The 16,561-nt window shown below is 66.8% G+C and carries 17 protein-coding genes; 10 read left to right on the top strand and 7 right to left on the bottom strand.

The features are described 5' to 3' along the window. Positions 1-90: 90 nt before the first annotated feature. Positions 91-1,392, top strand: coding sequence for a CdaR family transcriptional regulator (locus A5686_RS07575; protein WP_067932682.1), 1,302 nt, complete (start codon positions 91-93; stop codon positions 1,390-1,392). Positions 1,393-1,546: 154 nt separating this feature from the next. Further along, positions 1,547-2,014 carry a 2,4'-dihydroxyacetophenone dioxygenase family protein gene (locus tag A5686_RS07580; protein WP_067932776.1) on the top strand — a complete coding sequence of 156 codons (468 nt, stop codon included), beginning with the start codon at positions 1,547-1,549 and terminating at the stop codon, positions 2,012-2,014. Positions 2,015-2,223: 209 nt separating this feature from the next. Here the strand turns inward: A5686_RS07580 and A5686_RS07585 are convergent, their stop codons facing one another. Beyond that, entirely contained in the window at positions 2,224-3,036 is an 813-nt protein-coding gene (locus A5686_RS07585; protein WP_067932684.1) for a TetR/AcrR family transcriptional regulator, read from the bottom strand. 79 nt (positions 3,037-3,115) lie between these two features. Here A5686_RS07585 and A5686_RS07590 point away from each other — a divergent pair, with 79 nt between their 5' ends. Further along, the gene (locus A5686_RS07590) at positions 3,116-4,324 is read left to right on the top strand and encodes an FAD-dependent oxidoreductase (RefSeq protein WP_082947528.1); all 1,209 of its coding nucleotides are present in this window, start codon (positions 3,116-3,118) and stop codon (positions 4,322-4,324) included. A gap of 137 nt (positions 4,325-4,461) precedes the next feature. Then, positions 4,462-4,878, top strand: coding sequence for a Rid family hydrolase (locus A5686_RS07595; RefSeq protein ID WP_067932685.1), 417 nt, complete (start codon positions 4,462-4,464; stop codon positions 4,876-4,878). A gap of 103 nt (positions 4,879-4,981) precedes the next feature. Here A5686_RS07595 and A5686_RS07600 read toward each other — a convergent pair whose 3' ends face one another. From A5686_RS07600 to A5686_RS07615, 4 genes are all read right to left on the bottom strand, one after another. After that, positions 4,982-5,743 carry a superoxide dismutase family protein gene (locus A5686_RS07600; protein WP_067932687.1) on the bottom strand — a complete coding sequence of 254 codons (762 nt, stop codon included), beginning with the start codon at positions 5,741-5,743 and terminating at the stop codon, positions 4,982-4,984. A 261-nt stretch (positions 5,744-6,004) separates the two neighbouring features. Then, the gene (locus A5686_RS07605) at positions 6,005-6,490 is read right to left on the bottom strand and encodes a hemerythrin domain-containing protein (protein ID WP_067932690.1); all 486 of its coding nucleotides are present in this window, start codon (positions 6,488-6,490) and stop codon (positions 6,005-6,007) included. Next, entirely contained in the window at positions 6,487-7,398 is a 912-nt protein-coding gene (locus tag A5686_RS07610; protein WP_067932692.1) for a Rieske 2Fe-2S domain-containing protein, read from the bottom strand. The genes A5686_RS07605 and A5686_RS07610 overlap by 4 nt, the downstream gene beginning before the upstream one ends. Positions 7,399-7,553: 155 nt before the next feature. Further along, positions 7,554-7,856 carry a WhiB family transcriptional regulator gene (locus A5686_RS07615; RefSeq protein ID WP_067932695.1) on the bottom strand — a complete coding sequence of 101 codons (303 nt, stop codon included), beginning with the start codon at positions 7,854-7,856 and terminating at the stop codon, positions 7,554-7,556. Between the two features lie 359 nt (positions 7,857-8,215). Here A5686_RS07615 and A5686_RS07620 point away from each other — a divergent pair, with 359 nt between their 5' ends. The 3 genes from A5686_RS07620 to A5686_RS07630 all read left to right on the top strand — a co-directional run bounded on the left by A5686_RS07620 (position 8,216) and on the right by A5686_RS07630 (position 10,475). Beyond that, a complete protein-coding gene (locus tag A5686_RS07620) occupies positions 8,216-9,040 on the top strand; it encodes a hypothetical protein (protein WP_067932696.1) in 825 nt (274 codons plus the stop codon). Between the two features lie 90 nt (positions 9,041-9,130). Next, positions 9,131-9,709, top strand: coding sequence for a sigma-70 family RNA polymerase sigma factor (locus A5686_RS07625; protein WP_067932698.1), 579 nt, complete (start codon positions 9,131-9,133; stop codon positions 9,707-9,709). Continuing rightward, positions 9,696-10,475, top strand: coding sequence for an anti-sigma-D factor RsdA (locus A5686_RS07630; RefSeq protein WP_197520511.1), 780 nt, complete (start codon positions 9,696-9,698; stop codon positions 10,473-10,475). Before A5686_RS07625 ends, A5686_RS07630 begins: the two co-directional genes overlap by 14 nt. A 4-nt stretch (positions 10,476-10,479) precedes the next feature. On the opposite strand, the gene A5686_RS07635 is transcribed toward A5686_RS07630, so the two are convergent. Further along, complete coding sequence (locus A5686_RS07635; RefSeq protein ID WP_067932702.1) at positions 10,480-10,893, bottom strand: DUF5319 domain-containing protein; 414 nt, start codon at positions 10,891-10,893, stop codon at positions 10,480-10,482. Positions 10,894-11,053: 160 nt separating this feature from the next. On the opposite strand from A5686_RS07635, the gene guaB reads away from it, so the two are divergent. Genes guaB through A5686_RS07650 form a run of 3 tightly spaced genes read left to right on the top strand, consistent with a single transcriptional unit; the run spans position 11,054 to position 15,582 of the window. Then, a complete protein-coding gene (gene guaB / locus A5686_RS07640; protein WP_067932705.1) occupies positions 11,054-12,649 on the top strand; it encodes an IMP dehydrogenase in 1,596 nt (531 codons plus the stop codon). A gap of 8 nt (positions 12,650-12,657) precedes the next feature. Beyond that, positions 12,658-13,785: a GuaB3 family IMP dehydrogenase-related protein gene (locus A5686_RS07645; RefSeq protein ID WP_067932707.1), complete on the top strand. Its 1,128-nt coding sequence runs from the start codon at positions 12,658-12,660 to the stop codon at positions 13,783-13,785. Positions 13,786-13,836: 51 nt separating this feature from the next. Next, positions 13,837-15,582: a GMC oxidoreductase gene (locus A5686_RS07650; RefSeq protein ID WP_067932709.1), complete on the top strand. Its 1,746-nt coding sequence runs from the start codon at positions 13,837-13,839 to the stop codon at positions 15,580-15,582. Positions 15,583-15,632: 50 nt separating this feature from the next. Here the strand turns inward: A5686_RS07650 and A5686_RS07655 are convergent, their stop codons facing one another. Further along, positions 15,633-16,535: a TauD/TfdA family dioxygenase gene (locus A5686_RS07655; protein ID WP_067932712.1), complete on the bottom strand. Its 903-nt coding sequence runs from the start codon at positions 16,533-16,535 to the stop codon at positions 15,633-15,635. Positions 16,536-16,561: the final 26 nt, after the last annotated feature.

A 16,561-nucleotide genomic window follows, 5' to 3' on the forward strand; every position in this document is an offset into this window, starting at 1 on the left:
GGCGCCCACCGCTGGGGGTGGCTCGTGCCGGCGGCCCAATATCGCCGATGTCCGTTGTGACGGCGTCACAACGGAGTATGTTCACCGGCCATGGAGCTCGCGTGGGAACCATTGCGTGAGCCAGACGCCCTGAAGGTCTGGGAGAAGCTGCTGCGTCCGATCGCCGCCGAACTACGGTCGGGTGCATCCGAACTCGCCGAACGGGCCGTCGCCCGCCTGCAAGTCGAGATGCCAGTGCTGTTTCCCGATCCGCAGTCCGTCAAGGAAAACCTCGTCAGCACCGAGGCGGGGATCCGCCAACTCGCCGACATCATCGACGTGGCCGGCGATCCCCGTGATGCCGAATTGCCGGCGCCGACGCTGGCCATCGCTCGCACCGGAGTACAGCGTCAGATTCCCCTGGCCAGCCTTATGCGGTTTTACCGGGTGGCTCAAGAGCTGCTGTGGCAGTGGATGTGGGAACGAATCACGGCGGCCGCGGCGGATCAGACGCAGCAAGCGGCGGCGCTTCGCCTTGCCACCGGCTTTATGTTCGGCTACGTCGATGCGGCCTTGAACCGCGCCGAGCTGGCCTATGAGTCCGAACGTGAAATCTGGCTGCGGAATACGGCCGCGGCCCGGACCGATGCTATCGATGACATTGTGGCGCAACGAGAATGCGATCAGCAGCGCGCCTCCAGACGGTTGCGCTATGAGGTCAACCGCCACCATGTCGGTGCTGTCGCGTGGGTTGATTCGGTCCCGGGAGACCGCGACGCCCAGAGATCGCTGACTGAGGCGCTCACCATCCTCGCCCGCGAGATCGGCGGCGAGTCAATCCTCATTCACCCCGCCGGCTCTCTGGCGGCGTTCGGCTGGTTGAGTCGCACAAGCGATTTTGCCGCAATCGATTTCGGTGCTGACACCGCGGCGCGTCGGCCGAAACTCCCGGATGGCGTTCAGGTCAGTACCGGCGAGCCCGGACACGGCCTGAAGGGCTTCCGCTGCAGCCATATCCAAGCTGAGAGCGCTCGCCGGGTGGCGTCGTTGGCTGGAAAGCACGCCACGCCTTTGACGCGCTACCGCGATGTGGCAGTCGCCGCATTGGCCAGTTGCGACGCCGAGAACGCGGCGTCGTTCGTTCAACGGGTCCTTGGCCCGCTCGCCGCGGACGATGAGGCGACCTACCGGGTCGCGACGACGCTGGCGGTGTACCTACAAGAGAACCGTAGCCGCGCGCGCGCCGCGCGGCGGCTCAGCGTGCATCCCAACACCGTCAGCTACCGCGTTGATCAAGCCCAGACGATCCTCGGTCGCAGCATCGACACCGACAGCCTGGACCTCGCGGTGGCGTTGGTACTGCTGCCCACGCTGCCGGGGCTCGTCCGACAGCGCCGTATCCCCGAAGGGTGACCGGATTTGTGGCCCTACCCGTTCGCACTGTGACGCCAGTACAAACCTGACCACCAACGTTGGCGCCGCGCGCCAAGGAATCAGCAGTCGTCCGCCCTACCGTTTGAAGCAGTTGGCCGACCGGCCACCAGCCATCAAAAGCAAGGAGACTCCGATGCAGACCATGCAAGAGCTCGACGTCAACTACATGAGCGGCGCCGACAATCCCTGGATTCCGTTCACCCCGCTCAGCGACCAGGTGTTTCTCAAGTACTGGAAGGTCGACCCCGTTCGCGGCGAGATCGTCGTCTCGATGAAGTTTCCGGCCGGACTGGAACTGGCTCCCCACTACCACACGGGCATCGTGGTCGGACACACCGTCGCCGGCGCATGGCGCTACCAGGAAAACAACTGGATCTCCCGCGCAGGTGACACGGTCTACGAGGTCGCCGGCTCCAGGCACACGCCAGAGAGTCTGCAAGACACCGAGGTGTTTTTCTTCATCGTCGGCGAGCTGCTGTTCATCGATGAGAACAACACGATCTTGTGGCAGGAAAACCACAAAACCTCCGTCGAGCGCTACACCAGTTACTGTGCCAGCCAAGGCATCCCGGCCCGCGACCTGACAAGCTGGGACGCCTAGGCCTCAGTCCAGGACCACCCAAACCGTAATTGCCGCTGTCACCACCGCTGAGTCAATCACGAGGAGCGGCCCCGGCTTCCAAAGCCCGGGGCCGTTCTGGTCCGCGTTTACCGCCCTGCGTCAGCTAATGGCGAGCGACATGGTTCGCCCGGGCATGCATTGGTGTCGCCGAACATGCGGGTCCGCCGACGCGCGTGTCCAGATTCAAGTCACCGCGGTCGTGCGGGTGAAGTCTCGGCGACGGCGCGCACGAACGCGTCGGCGAAGACGTCACACACCGTGTCGATGTCGGGCAGCGGGGCCGCGAGCACCTCCGGTAAGACCGGTCGCGTCAGCAAGTGGACCATTATGGGACCCAACAGTTGTTGCGCCAGCACTGGCATGGGCAGGTCGCGAACTCGTCCGGCGCTGATCTCCGTATCGAACCAGCGGCCGAGCACACCAAGCATGCGCGGCATGCCGTAGGCCGCGAGGGATTGCACGGCGGGACTGGTTGGGCGTGCGAAGGCTTCGGCGAATATCGCGGGGGCAATGCGGGGTTCGCGACTCAGCGCGTTGGCCACGGTTCGGTAGAAACCCCGGACGGTTTCGGGAAAGTCGCCGCTGGGGCGCGAGAGGTATTCCTCAATGTCGCCGACGGGGCTGTGCTGCTCGAAGACGGCGCGCATCAACTCGTCGCGCCCGCCGAAGACGGCGTGGAGACTGTACACCGAACAACTTGCGCGGTCGGCGACGGCCTCCAGCGTCGTTGCGGCGAGGCCGGATTCGCCGATCAACGATGCAGCGGCGGCTACCGCCCGAATGCGGACGGGGGGCAGCCCGCCGGGGTCAACTCCGGCGGCACGAACGGCGTCATTCAACGCGGTGCGTGAGCCGCCGAAGCGGCGCAGCAGGGTGCTGCGCGAGATCCCGGCCTCGGTGGCGATCGATGCGACGGGAACGTCGGCCACATCCTTGCCCAGCTTTTCCGCGGCGCGCAGCGCGGCCTCCACCACTTGTGGCGTCGACACCTGGCGAGCCATTCCGCCTCCTCCATCATCGTGATACATTACTTGAGGTATCCTGTAATTGTATTCCATACTCCACGAGGGGTTCAGAACCATGACGCAAGTGATGGAGACCCAGGTGTGCGTCGCCGGCGGTGGTCCCGCCGGCATGGTTCACGCGCTGCTGCTGGCGCGGGCCGGAATCCGCGTCATCGTCCTGGAGAAGCACAACGATTTCCTGCGCGACTTCCGCGGCGACACCGTGCACCCGACCACCCTGCGAATCATGGACGAGCTGGGGTTCATCGACGAGTTCCTGCGGCTACCGCACACCAAGATCGACCGCGTCGCCTTCGATACCGATGGCTCGATTCGCACCTTCGGCAACTTCAAAGTGCTCAAGCGGCTCGGGTTCAGACAGCCCTATATCGCCATGATGCCGCAGTGGGACTTTCTCGACTTCATCGCCGAAAAGGCCTCCGCCTACCCGGAATTCACGCTCGTCCGCAACGCGGAGGTCACCGGCCTGACATTCGACGGCGATCGGGTGACCGGGGTGCGCACGCCGGATCTGGAGGTGCGCTCCGAGCTCGTCATCGCCGCCGACGGGCGCAAGTCCGCGGTGCGCGCTGCCGCCGGGCTACAGACCGCTGCCGCGCACTCCCCGATGGACGTCCTGTGGTTTCGGCTGAAGTGGCGGCCCGGCGACCCTCAGGAACTCTTCGGCGTGGCCCGTAAAGGCCTGATGATGGTCATGATCTACCGGGGCGACTATTGGCAAGTCGCCTATCTGATGCCGAAGGGCTCAAATCCCCGGGGCGGATCATTGGAGGAGTTCAAGGAGCGGATGGTCATCGCGCAGCCGCGGCTGCGTGAGCATGTCAATGACCTGAGTTCCTGGGACGACACCAGCGAGCTCGACGTGCGGGTGGACCGGCTCGAGACGTGGTGGCGCACCGGGGTGCTGTGCATCGGCGATGCCGCGCACGCCATGTCGCCGGCCGGCGGCGTCGGCATCAACCTTGCTGTCGCCGATGCGGTGGCCGCGGCCAACATCTTGTGCGCCCCGCTGCGCCAAGGCCGGGTGACCGACCACGATCTCGCAAAGGTGCAGCGGCGCCGCGAGCTGCCCACTCGGATCATCCAGGCTTTTCAGGTGCTCGTGCAGGACAACGTGGTCGCGCCCAATTTGAGCGGTGACCTGTCCACCATTCGCGTTCCGAAGATTGTGGGATTCGGCCCGCTGCAGGCGATTCCGCCGCTTTTCGTCGGGCGCGGTTTTCGTCCCGAGCATGTCCGCACGCCGGACGTACACGCGCTATAGCACGCCGTCAGAGGCCGACGACGACGAAGGCGATGCCCCGCCGAGAGTGTCTGCACAGTAGGGCCGTGCGGTCGGGCGCATCATGGATTCCAGTCAAGCGCATGCCCGCGATGCCGTCGGCGACGAAGATGGCCCACATGGGTAGGCCGATATTTTCCGTCACTCCTGGTTATGGCGACCACCAACTGCGGAAGTTCCACTATTCACAAGCTGTTCGATACGGCGACCGGATAGAGACCGCCGGTCAAGGAGGTTGGGACGAGCGCTGGCGCTATCCCGAGTCAGTTCGCGACGAAGTCGTTCAGGCCTTCGACAATGTCGACCGAACATTGGCAACAGCCGGAGCCTCCTGGCGCGACGTAGTGCACGTGCACTCGTATCACCTGCCAGACCCTGACGGCCAGATCGGATCCGAGCACCTGGACACCATGGTCGACCAGTTCCGCCGGCGCATGGGCGACCGCGCGCCCCTGTGGACATGCATCGGGGTCGCCGCATTGGCGAGTCCGCAGATGCGCGTCGAGATTCGAGTCATTGCCATCAATGAAGCGTGACTGGCGCGTTGCGGTGAGCACCGCCGGCACGGAAGCGCCGAGCTTGCGAAACACCCCCGTTCCCTTGCGGGTGGGGGCGTTCCCCTCCATGGTGGCTTGAGCGTCAGCGCCCGGGCGGATAGTAAGACGGAGTCGTCATGGTCGTGGTCGGTGTGGACGTCGTGGTCGGGGTGCCGGTGACCGTCACGGTGCTGGTGCTGGTGCTGGTAGTGGCCGGTGGCACGACGGTGGTGGTGGTGCTCGTCGTGACGCTGGTTGTCGACGACGTCGTCGTCGCGGACGGCGCCGCAATCACACCGCAGGCCAGCCGCTTGCCCGATTCACCCGCTGGGGCGGTGGTGCCCAGATTGTCCGCAGTCTGGTGGATGATGAGCGCGGTGCCCGAGGTGTTCCTCAGGTCGGCCGAGGTGAAGGCGTTACTGGTGGTCACCAGTTTCGCCGAGCCATCGGAGCGCACCTGCAGCGCGGTCAGGTCGCCGCTGGCTGGGTAACTCGTGTGATCGGCCGCCTGGTAGACACTCCCGGCGGAGTCGAAGTCGCCCGTCGAGCCGCCGTTCGGAGCAGCCGAACTGGCCTCGCACTTGCCGACCGCGTGAATTTGCAGCCCGTGGAATCCGGGGCTGAGCACCTGGTTGGGGCCCGCCTCCACGGTCACCGTCGCGTACCCGTTGGCGAATTCGAAGGTGGCATTGGCGACCGGGGTGCCGTCGGCGGTCTTCAACTGGGTGGTCAGCCTCTCCGCCCCGGAGGTCGGACTGGTCAGCGGCGAGGTGTTGGGCTGACTGCCTTGCTGATTCGCGCAGGCGGCTAGCGGAGCGACGGCCGCGGTGAGCGCCGCGACCGCAAAACATGCGGCCTTATTCATTTGCGGTAGCTACCCACATTGGCCCGTGCCGAAACGGCGAACCACCGGGCGGGCTTGCGCACCTCATCGGCCAGGTCGCGGTAGTCCAGACCAAATCCACCATTTCCCGCGCGGCGCGGCGCGGCGCGCCAGCGACCAGGCCCATGATGCGCCCGAGGTGCGTCGCCGTCGTGTTCACCGCCTCAAAGGCGTTGTTGATGGCGCGTTCTGACGCTTTTAGATAATCCTTCGGCGGGCGAGCCCGGCGGTGGGCGACGGAGCCTAGCCCCGCAGGGAGCTCAGCAGGGTTTTGCGGCTGCGGACGCGGAACTTGTTGATGGGGGATAGGTGTAACCGCGCGATGCGCTCGCTCATTCGGCATCCCAGCGCCTCGATCATGTCCTCACTCAAATCTACTGGGGGCGGGCATAAGTCGCGCTCCTCTTCGCTGGCGTGGGCGTCGAGAACCGTGACGAACGAATGCCATTCGTCGGCGTACTCGGGCGCCGTAGGCGGCGTGCGCAGCAGCACCGCCAGCTGATCCCACACCTGCCTATGCTCGGCATGGGCGATGGCGACCAGTGCGCTGGCCTCCGCTACCGCCGGGTAGAACAGGTCGTCCTCGATGCGCATGTGGATGTCCAGCTCGATCAACAGCTCATCGAGCGCCTCTTGCCGCTCGTCACTGTCCACCGGCGTACCGGTGATCTTGGTGCAGAGCTCGCGTAAGAGCGTGTGGTGTTCGAAAAGCACCTCGTAGGCGTTCATTTCGGCACACCGTGCACTTCGATTAGCCCGTCGCGAATCCGCACCGGGTAATTCGGCAGCGCCGCTGTCGCCGGTCCGCGCAGCACGTCACCCGATTCGCACGCGAATCGGGAACCATGCCACGGGCATACGATTCGGCCGCGGTCGATCCACCCGTCACTCATCGGCGCGCCCAGGTGCGGGCAGCGCTCACCCACCGCGGTCACCTGGTCGTCGGTGCGATACAGAACCACGCCGACGCCGTCGACCGCCACCCGCTGCGGCCGGCCGTCCAGCGCGGCCGCGGGCAGCACCGGCATCCAGCGGTTGCCTCTGAGCAGGGCGCCGGACCGGTCCACCCCGGTGCCCGCACCGAACACCAAATCCCCGCCGAGGTAGCCGCCGGCGAGGGTGAGGCCATAGCCCAGTGCGCTGCTCGCCATCCCGCGCCGGTGGTGGCCGCGGCGCCGATCCCACCACGACGCCGCGTACAACCCCGTCGCGATCGCGTTCAGCGCGCCATGCACAAGGCCAATCCGACGCGACTGCTCGTGGGTGTGCTGCCAGTCCGTCACGCCGGTCGCGGCGGCGCCGACGCTTCCTGCGAGTGCGACGCCCAACGCGTACCTCGACCCGTCACACAGTCGGGTGGTGCTGCCGGGCAGCATGCTGGCCGCATCCATGACGAGCGTCGTCGCCACCGCGCCGGTCGGCACCGACGTCAAAGCCGGATGCAGCGGATGGCCGAGCCAGGTGCCGTGCAATGCGTCGCTGACCCGATCGCGGTTGCGGCCCAGGGTCGCGAACAAAAGGGTCAAGGCGTGCTCGAGCCGGTAGCTGGGACGATCCAGCCAAGCTTGTCGCCCCAGGATTGTCCGCACCGCAGGCCCGGTACTGCGGATCCGATTGAAATGCCCCCGATTCGCCATGGCCCCTCCGGTGTATGCGAGAGCCGGCGTGACGCAACGGGTTCGACGCCGCGTCGACTAGGACCGCGGCCTGGCCGGCCTAGTCCATGACTAAGACACGGATTGGCACCGAGGATCGTTCATCGGCGACCGGGGCGGACGGGTCGAATGAGGGGCTAGGCGGAGCGGCGGATGGCGCGCCCGATGTCGCCCTTGAGCAACAGGTCGCGCTCCGATTCCGACAGACCGCCCCAAACCCCATAGGGCTCACCGACTTCGAGGGCGTGCGAGCGGCATTCCTGGATCACCGGGCACTGCCGGCACATTTCCTTCGCGCGCTGCTCGCGTTGCATGCGGGCCCGCCCCCGCTCTCCGTCGGGGTGAAAGAACATCGATGAGTCAACGCCGCGGCACAAGCCCTGCAGTTGCCAATTCCAGATGTCGGCGTTGGGTCCAGGTAGCTGTTCCGGCTGTGGCATTGGCTTGCTCCCTCTCTGCACCGTCCGCTCGAGATCAGGTTCATGAAAGCGACTGGGTGCAACTTAAATTAAGTGGAGTGGGGTCACCGATGACTACCCGTCATGCGTAGACGTTAGGGGCGACGGCGAATTTCCGTCAATAGCCACTTAGCCCGGCAAAGTATGTGCCTGTTGGAGCAGAATTAACGTTGCGTTCATCTCGATTGAAAATGTGAATCCCGAACCGTGCTACCAGGCAGTTGGCCGAAACGCGATTTCCCAGCTCAGTGCCCACCAGAGCGTTAAGGCGAATTTATCCATGGGCTATAGTGATTAACGGCTCGGTAACATGAAGACCACAAACTGTTTACTACATCATTGTGATTGAAACTCGTCACACTTGCCTGATTGGGCGGCAGTTGGCCGACGCCGCCTTCGGGGACCGGCCCGGTAGCTGGCCGCTGCCCACGGCGACGACGCCGGCCGAACTGTGGCTGCGCGCCGTGGCGGCCGGGGCACAGGGGCGCTACGGCGCTGCCTTCCGCGACCTCGCGGTGCTGCGCCGCAGCGCGTCGGCCGGACGGCTGGTGTCGCTGGGCATGAGCACGCAGGGGTCGTTTTTGCGCCAACTCGGTTGGCACACTTTGGCTCGGGGCTGGGACGGGCGCGCCCTCGCGCTGGCCGCCGGCGATCCCGAGGCGCGCGCCGACGCCCTCATCGGGCTGGCGGCCGACGCGCTGGGTGTCGGCCGCTTCGCGGCGGCGGAGACGCTGCTGGCGCGCGCTGAGTCATTGCTGGCATCGCCCAACCCCCCAGTGCCCGACCGGCTCCCGGTGCGTCGACGGTGGGTGGCCGCCGAGCTGGCGATGGCCCGCGGCGAGGGCGACGCCGCCGTCCGTCTTGCCGGCGAAGGGGTGGAGCTGGCCGCAACCATGGCCGTCGCATCGCCGCGGCACCGGGCCAAAAGCGAAGTGGTGCTGGCCGCCGCGCTGTGCTGCGCCGGTGATCTCGAGCGCGCCCGCACTGTCGCGGACGCCACACTGCAGACCACCGGCCGGCTAGGGCTGCTGCCCCTTCGCTGGGCGCTGGCTTGCTTGCTGATCGATATCGAAAGTGTCACGTTTACAGCACATCAGCTGCACGAAATCCGAGATGTCTGCGCAGGCCAGGTGCGGCGCGCCGGTGGGACGTGGCGTTCCGCTTGAAACGGCCCTCTGCCCGTTATTGTCATTCCGTAAGTTAGCCCGGTTGGGCCGCGATGTGTCCGCTTCGTAACGTTGGAGATATCACAGTCGATGACAATTCCAGCAGGGGAACGTCTCGACGCTGTGGTCGCCAAGGCCGTCACCGGAGACCACGACGCATTGAGGGAGGTGCTGGAGACCATCCGTCCGATCGTCGTGCGATATTGCCGAGCGCGTGTCGGCACGGTCGATCGGGGTGGCCTGTCAGCGGATGACGTGGCACAGGAGGTGTGTTTGGCGACTATCACGGCACTGCCGCGTTATCGCGATCGCGGACGTCCATTCCTGGCCTTCCTGTATGGCATCGCGGCCCACAAGGTCGCCGATGCGCACCGGGCCGCCGGGCGCGATCTCGCCTATCCCACCGACACGATCCCCGAGCGGTGGTCCAACGACGCGGGACCGGAACAGGTTGCGATCGAAGCCGATTCGGTCAGCCGGATGAGCGAAATGCTCGAGATCCTGCCCGCCAAGCAGCGCGAGATCCTGATCCTGCGTGTCGTCGTCGGGCTGTCCGCCGAGGAGACGGCCGCCGCGGTCGGCAGTACCACCGGGGCGGTCCGAGTCGCCCAGCACCGCGCATTGTCGCGGTTGAAGTCCGAAATGATCGCGGCAGGTGACTGTGCCTGAATCCCTAGATGAATTTGCCCGCACCGACCTGCTGCTCGATGCGCTCTCCCAGCGCAGGCCGGTGGACGTCGAGGATTCCGACGTCGACGTGCTGACCACCCTGCTCGAGGACTGGCGCGACAACCTGAGGTGGCCGCCGGCCAGCGCGCTGGTGACACCCGAAGAGGCGGTCAATGCGTTGCGCGCCGGACTGGCCGAGCGCCGGCGGGGCCATCGTGGCCTGGCTGTCGTCGGATCGGTCGCTGCGGCGCTGATAGCGCTCAGCGGCTTCGGCGCCATGGTGGTCGAGGCCCAGCCCGGCGGCACCCTGTACGGGTTGCACGCGATGTTCTTCGATGAGCCCCAGCTACACGGAAGTCAGGAGATGCTGGCCGCCAAGGCCGACCTGGCGAAGGTCCAGGAATCGATCGACCGCGGTCAGTGGGAGCAGGCCAAGCAACAGCTGACCGAGGTGAGCAGCCTGGTGCAGTCGATCAACGACCCGGCCAGCAAACAAGATCTGACGAACCAGCTGAGGCTGTTGAACGCCAAGGTCGACGCGCGCGATCCGAACGCCACGCTGCCGGTCGCTCCGCCCCCGGCGGCGCCACCCGCGCCGGCCACTGCGATTCCGGCGCCGCCGCCCGCCGCGTCGGTCGCACCGACCAAGGCGGCAACGCCTGCGCCGCTCAGCCCGCCGAGCGTGCCACCAAGTCCATCAGTGGGCAAGCATCACCATCACGGAAAGACGCCACCCCCGGTGGCGCCGTTGAGTCCGAATCAGTGAGCGATCAGTGCCGGCGGTTCAAACCGTCGGCGTCCGACGTCGCCTCGTTGAGCGACGCGTCGGCGTAGCCCCGGCAGTAATCCCACGTGACGTAGGCATCCGGTTCGGGGTCGTATGCGGGCTCGTGCGGACGCACGGTGCCGTCGATCAGCAGCTGCAGCAGATTGGCGCGCAGCATGTCCCAGTCGTGGTAGTGATCTTGCTGACATTCGTCGCAGCAGACCACAAGTCCGCGAATACCCCTGTGCGCCAGCAGCGCTTCGTACACGGCCAGATCGGCGAGGTCGGCCTCGACGGCCATCCGCTCTTGGGAGTCCAGGGGCTGGCCCGGCTCGACGGCTTCCAGCGCAGCCGACGGATCACAGGGGTCGTCGGCGAAAGGGTCGGGCGGCAAACCCGGTGGGAGGTGGTCGCGCACGCCCCTAGCCTACGCAGCCCGCCCGGGATAACGCCAGCAGGGAACCCACCCTTCATTCCCTGCCCTTTCGCGCGCGCGGCGCGCCCGAGCAAGCGAACTGCGGCGGGAACAAGCCGATAGGATGGATCTCTCACCACGCACCGTATGGAGGGCCCCACTGATGACCCGTGGCACGTCCCACCTGGAAGACAGTTCTGACCTCGTCGGCAGTGCGTATGTGCGGGTAGGTGGCCTGATCGATGACCCGGTGCCCACCGGAGGCGACGACCCGCACAAGATCGCCATGCTCGGCCTGACATTCGACGATGTGCTACTGCTGCCCGCGGCCTCTGACGTCGTGCCCGCGACCGCGGACACTTCCAGCCAGCTGACCAAGAAGATCAGGCTCAAAGTGCCGATGGTGAGTTCGGCGATGGACACGGTCACCGAGTCGCGGATGGCCATCGCGATGGCCCGTGCCGGCGGCATGGGTGTGCTGCACCGCAACCTGCCGGTCGCCGAACAGGCCGGCCAGGTGGAGATGGTCAAACGCTCGGAGGCCGGCATGGTCACCGATCCCGTCACCTGCCGTCCGGACAACACCTTGGCTCAGGTCGACGCAATGTGCGCGCGGTTCCGGATCTCGGGGCTGCCGGTGGTCGACGAGTCGGGCGCGCTGGTCGGCATCATCACCAACCGCGACATGCGCTTTGAGGTCGACCAGACCAAGAAGGTCGCCGAGGTGATGACGAAGGCCCCGCTGATCACCGCGCAGGAGGGCGTGTCCGCCGACGCGGCGCTGGGCCTGTTGCGGCGCCACAAGATCGAGAAGCTGCCCATCGTCGACGGCCACGGCCGACTGACCGGTCTTATCACCGTCAAGGATTTCGTCAAGACCGAACAACATCCGCTGGCCACCAAGGACAGTGACGGCAGGCTGCTGGTGGGCGCCGCCGTCGGCGTCGGCGGCGACGCGTGGGTGCGCGCGATGATGCTGGTCGACGCCGGGGTTGACGTGCTGATCGTGGACACTGCGCACGCGCACAACCGGCTGGTGCTCGACATGGTCGGCAAGCTCAAGGCCGAGGTGGGCGAGAAGGTCGAAGTGATCGGCGGCAACGTCGCCACCCGCTCGGCGGCCGCGGCCCTGGTCGCCGCCGGCGCCGACGCGGTGAAGGTGGGCGTGGGTCCGGGTTCGATCTGCACTACGCGGGTGGTGGCCGGGGTCGGCGCACCGCAGATCACGGCGATTCTGGAGGCCGTGGCGGCCTGCGGTCCGGCGGGTGTGCCGGTGATCGCCGACGGCGGACTGCAGTACTCCGGCGACATCGCCAAGGCGCTGGCCGCAGGCGCGTCGACGGCCATGCTGGGCTCGCTGCTGGCGGGCACCGCCGAAGCCCCTGGCGAGCTGATCTTCGTAAACGGCAAGCAATTCAAGAGCTACCGCGGGATGGGGTCGCTGGGCGCCATGGCCGGCCGCGGTTCGGGCAGCGGAAAGTCGTACTCCAAGGACCGCTACTTCGCCGACGACGCGCTCTCGGAAGACAAGTTGGTGCCGGAGGGCATCGAGGGACGGGTGCCGTTCCGCGGCCCGCTGTCGTCGGTGATCCACCAGCTGACCGGCGGCCTGCGCGCGGCGATGGGCTACACCGGCTCGCCCAGCATCGAGGCGCTGCAGCAGGCGCAGTTCGTCCGGATCACGGCGGCCGGCTTGAGGGAAAGCCACCCGCACGACGTCGCCATGACGGTCGAAGCCCCCAACTACTACGCACGCTGAGGCCGGAGATGGTCGAGATCGGGATGGGCCGCGTCGCCCGTCGCAGCTATGAACTGAGCGAAGTCAGCATCGTGGCCTCGCGGCGCACCCGCTCGTCGCAGGACGTGTCGACCGCGTGGCAGCTGGACGCCTACCGCTTCGAGATTCCGGTGCTGGCCCATCCGACCGATGCGCTGGTGTCGCCGGAGTTCGCGATCGAACTCGGCAGACTCGGCGGTCTGGGCGTGCTCAACGGCGAGGGACTGATCGGGCGGCACGCCGATGTCGAGGCCAAGATCGCGCAGCTGGTCGAGGCCGCCAGCAAGGAGCCGGAACCGTCGGCGGCGATCCGGCTGCTGCAGGAATTTCATGCGGCGCCGCTCAATCCGGACCTGCTGGGCTCCGCGGTTGCGCGAATCCGAGAGGCCGGGGTCACCACAGCGGTGCGGGTCAGCCCGCAGAACGCCCAGGCGCTGACGCCGGTGCTGGTGCAGGCCGGCATCGACCTGTTGGTCATCCAGGGCACCATAATCTCGGCGGAACGCGTCGCCAGCGACGGCGAACCGCTGAACCTCAAGACCTTCATCTCTGAACTCGACGTCCCGGTGGTAGCCGGCGGTGTGCAAGACCACCGCACCGCGCTGCACCTGATGCGCACCGGCGCCGCCGGCGTCATCGTCGGCTACGGCGCGACGAGGGGGGTGACCACCAGCGACGAGGTGCTGGGCATCAGCGTGCCGATGGCCACCGCGATCGCCGACGCCGCCGCCGCGCGGCGCGAGTACCTCGACGAGACCGGCGGCCGCTACGTGCACGTGCTGGCCGATGGCGACATCCACACCTCGGGCGAGCTCGCGAAAGCCATCGCCTGCGGGGCCGACGCGGTAGTGCTGGGCACGCCGCTGGCCGAGTCCGCCGAGGCGCTGGGTGAGGGATGGTTCTGGCCGGCCGCCGCGGCGCACCCGTCGCTGCCGCGCGGGGCGTTGCTGCAGATCGCCGTCGGCGAGCGCCCACCGCTGCACCAGGTGCTCAATGGACCGAGCGACGACCCGTTCGGCAGCCTCAATCTGGTCGGCGGGCTGCGCCGGTCGATGGCCAAGGCCGGCTATTGCGACCTCAAGGAGTTTCAGAAGGTCGGCCTGAGCGTCGGTAGCTAGCGCGACGAGGGCCGCTGGCTCCTTACCCGCCGGTAAGGCCATACTGGTGCGATGGAGCCGGATTACGACGTACTGATCATCGGTTCGGGTTTCGGGGGCAGCGTCAGCGCGTTGCGGCTGACCGAAAAGGGCTACCGCGTCGGCGTGTTGGAGGCCGGGCGCTGGTTCGCCGACGAGGATTTTGCCGAGACGTCCTGGGATCTGCGTAAGTTCTTGTGGGCGCCGAAGCTGGGTTGCTACGGGATTCAGCGCATCCACCCGCTGAAGAACGTGTTGATCCTGGCCGGGGCCGGGGTGGGCGGCGGGTCGCTGAACTACGCCAACACGCTGTACGTGCCGCCCGACCCGTTCTTCAACGACCCGCAGTGGAAGCACATCAGCGACTGGCGCGACGAGCTGATGCCGCACTACGAGCAGGCCAAGCGGATGCTCGGCGTGGTGGAGAATCCGACCTTCACCGACGCCGACCGGATCGTTAAAGAGGTCGCGGACGAGATGGGTTGTGGCGACACGTTCGTTCCGACACCGGTCGGCGTGTTCTTCGGCCCCGACGGCACCAAGGCCCCGGGCAAGACCGTGCCGGATCCGTACTTCGGTGGCGCGGGGCCGGAACGCACCGGATGTCTCGAGTGTGGTTGCTGCATGACCGGCTGCCGTTACGGCGCCAAGAACACCCTGCTGAAGAACTACCTCGCCCTCGCGGAATCTGCTGGCGCGCAGGTGATCCCGATGACCACGGTGAAGCGCTTCCAGCAGCGTCCCGATGGGCTGTGGGAGGTCCGCACCGTGCGCACCGGAAGTTGGCTGCGCCGCGACCGGCGCACCTACACCGCGAAGCACGTGGTCCTGGCCGCCGGAACTTGGGGCACCCAGCATCTGCTGTTCAACATGCGCGATCAGGGTCTGCTGCCCCGGCTCTCGAATCGGCTTGGCGTGCTAACCCGCACGAACAGCGAGTCCATCGTCGGCGCCGGGAAGCTCGAGGTCGACCCGAACCTGGACCTGACGCACGGGGTGGCGATCACGTCGTCGATCCACCCGACGTCGGACACCCACATCGAACCGGTCCGCTATGGCAAGGGCTCGAACGCGATGGGGTTGCTGCAGACGCTGATGACCGACGGCCATGGCCCCGAGGGCACCGACGTGCCGCGCTGGAAGCAGCTGTTCGACCAGGCTCGCGAGGACCCGAAGCGGATGCTCCGGCTGCTCAACACCCGCCGGTGGAGCGAACGCACGCTGATCGCCCTGGTGATGCAGCACCTCGACAACTCCATCACCACCTACACCAAGCGCGGCAGGCTGGGCATCCGCTGGTACACCAGCAAGCAGGGACACGGCGAGCCGAACCCGAGCTGGATCCCGGTCGGCAACCAGGTGACCCGGCGCATCGCCGACAAGATTGACGCCGTGGCCGGTGGCACCTGGGGAGAGTTGTTCAACATCCCGCTGACCGCGCATTTCCTCGGCGGCGCCGTGATCGGCGACAATCCCGACCATGGCGTGATCGACCCGTATCACCGGGTCTACGGCTACCCGACGCTGTTCGTGGTAGACGGCGCGGCCATTTCGGCGAACCTGGGCGTCAACCCCTCGTTGTCAATTACCGCCCAGGCCGAGCGTGCCGCGTCGTTGTGGCCGAACAACGGCGAGGCCGACCAGCGCCCAGCGCAGGGCGAGCCGTATCGCCGGCTGGAGCCGATCGCGCCCAAGGCGCCCGTCGTCCCGGCCGATGCGCCCGGCGCGCTGCGCTGGTTGCCGAGCAATCACATCAACTCCGCCGCCGACGCCAGTTAGCTCGTGACGATCGCGAGCGCGGCGAAGCCCGGCGCTGCGGGTCGTCACCATCAACTCGCGAGCACCTCGAGCGGTGCGCCGCTGATAACCCGGCTGCGCTCCCCGCGCACGTTCACCGGTACATCGCCCATCAGGGTGATGCGGTGCATCAGCCGGGGCTGGTCGTCATAGTCGTCGACCGCCCGGTGCTGGGTCGCGCGGTTGTCCCACATGGCGACATCGCCCGGCGCCCAGTTCCAGCGAACTGTATTCTCCGGCAAGGTGATTCGTCGCTGCAGCAGTTCCAGCAGCACGGTGGACTCGTGACTGTCCAGGCCGACGAACCCGCGCACGAAATCACCGGCCAGCAGGGTGCGCTCGCCGGTCTCCGGGTGCACCCGCACCACCGGATGCTCGGTGCGGAAGTCCGGCTTTTCGAACGCCTGCCGGAACGCCCGCTGGGTGTCGCTCATCGACAAGGCCGCCTCTGTGGTCACGTAGTCGTAGCGGTTGGTGTGTAGCGCCCAGAGATTTTCCACCAGACATTTGAGCGGCTCGGGCAGGTGTTGATAGGCGGCCGCGGTCGATGCCCACAGTGTGGAACCGCCGTACGTCGGCAGCTTGACCGCACGCAGGATCGACGCCGCCGGATAGTTGGCGGCGAACGTCACGTCGGTGTGCCAGCGGTTCGCCTTGCCGTACTCGGAGTCGATCGGGGTGATCACCGGGACGGTAGGCGCGGCCAGCGCCCCGGCGGCCGGGTGGCCGATGGGCGTACCCAGGAGCCCGGCGAACGCGAGCTGCTGCTCGTCGTCGAGGTGGTGCTGGTGACGGAAGAAGATCACCTTGTGGGCCAACAGCGCCCGGCGAATCTCCTCGACCGCGTCCCGGTCGAGCTCGCCGCCGAGACGGACCCCGTCCACCCGGGCGCCGATGCGGCTGCCCAGCTTGGTGACGGTTATCTGACCTGTCATTTTCGTTCCTTGGATCAAAGTGCTGT

This window comes from Mycobacterium sp. E2479 (assembly GCF_001667925.1).
GTDB lineage: Bacteria > Actinomycetota > Actinomycetes > Mycobacteriales > Mycobacteriaceae > Mycobacterium.

Bases quoted from the DNA above. Each gene is read 5' to 3' on its own strand.
- A5686_RS07595 (WP_067932685.1), top strand. From the start codon at position 4,462: ATGGGTAGGCCGATATTTTCCGTCACTCCTGGTTATGGCGACCACCAA.
- guaB (WP_067932705.1), top strand. From the start codon at position 11,054: ATGACCCGTGGCACGTCCCACCTGGAAGACAGTTCTGACCTCGTCGGC.
- A5686_RS07655 (WP_067932712.1), bottom strand. From the start codon at position 16,535: ATGACAGGTCAGATAACCGTCACCAAGCTGGGCAGCCGCATCGGCGCC.
- A5686_RS07600 (WP_067932687.1), bottom strand. From the start codon at position 5,743: ATGAATAAGGCCGCATGTTTTGCGGTCGCGGCGCTCACCGCGGCCGTC.
- A5686_RS07585 (WP_067932684.1), bottom strand. From the start codon at position 3,036: ATGGCTCGCCAGGTGTCGACGCCACAAGTGGTGGAGGCCGCGCTGCGC.
- A5686_RS07590 (WP_082947528.1), top strand. From the start codon at position 3,116: ATGACGCAAGTGATGGAGACCCAGGTGTGCGTCGCCGGCGGTGGTCCC.
- A5686_RS07580 (WP_067932776.1), top strand. From the start codon at position 1,547: ATGCAGACCATGCAAGAGCTCGACGTCAACTACATGAGCGGCGCCGAC.
- A5686_RS07645 (WP_067932707.1), top strand. From the start codon at position 12,658: ATGGTCGAGATCGGGATGGGCCGCGTCGCCCGTCGCAGCTATGAACTG.
- A5686_RS07575 (WP_067932682.1), top strand. From the start codon at position 91: ATGGAGCTCGCGTGGGAACCATTGCGTGAGCCAGACGCCCTGAAGGTC.
- A5686_RS07615 (WP_067932695.1), bottom strand. From the start codon at position 7,856: ATGCCACAGCCGGAACAGCTACCTGGACCCAACGCCGACATCTGGAAT.
- A5686_RS07605 (WP_067932690.1), bottom strand. From the start codon at position 6,490: ATGAACGCCTACGAGGTGCTTTTCGAACACCACACGCTCTTACGCGAG.
- A5686_RS07610 (WP_067932692.1), bottom strand. From the start codon at position 7,398: ATGGCGAATCGGGGGCATTTCAATCGGATCCGCAGTACCGGGCCTGCG.
- A5686_RS07650 (WP_067932709.1), top strand. From the start codon at position 13,837: ATGGAGCCGGATTACGACGTACTGATCATCGGTTCGGGTTTCGGGGGC.
- A5686_RS07625 (WP_067932698.1), top strand. From the start codon at position 9,131: ATGACAATTCCAGCAGGGGAACGTCTCGACGCTGTGGTCGCCAAGGCC.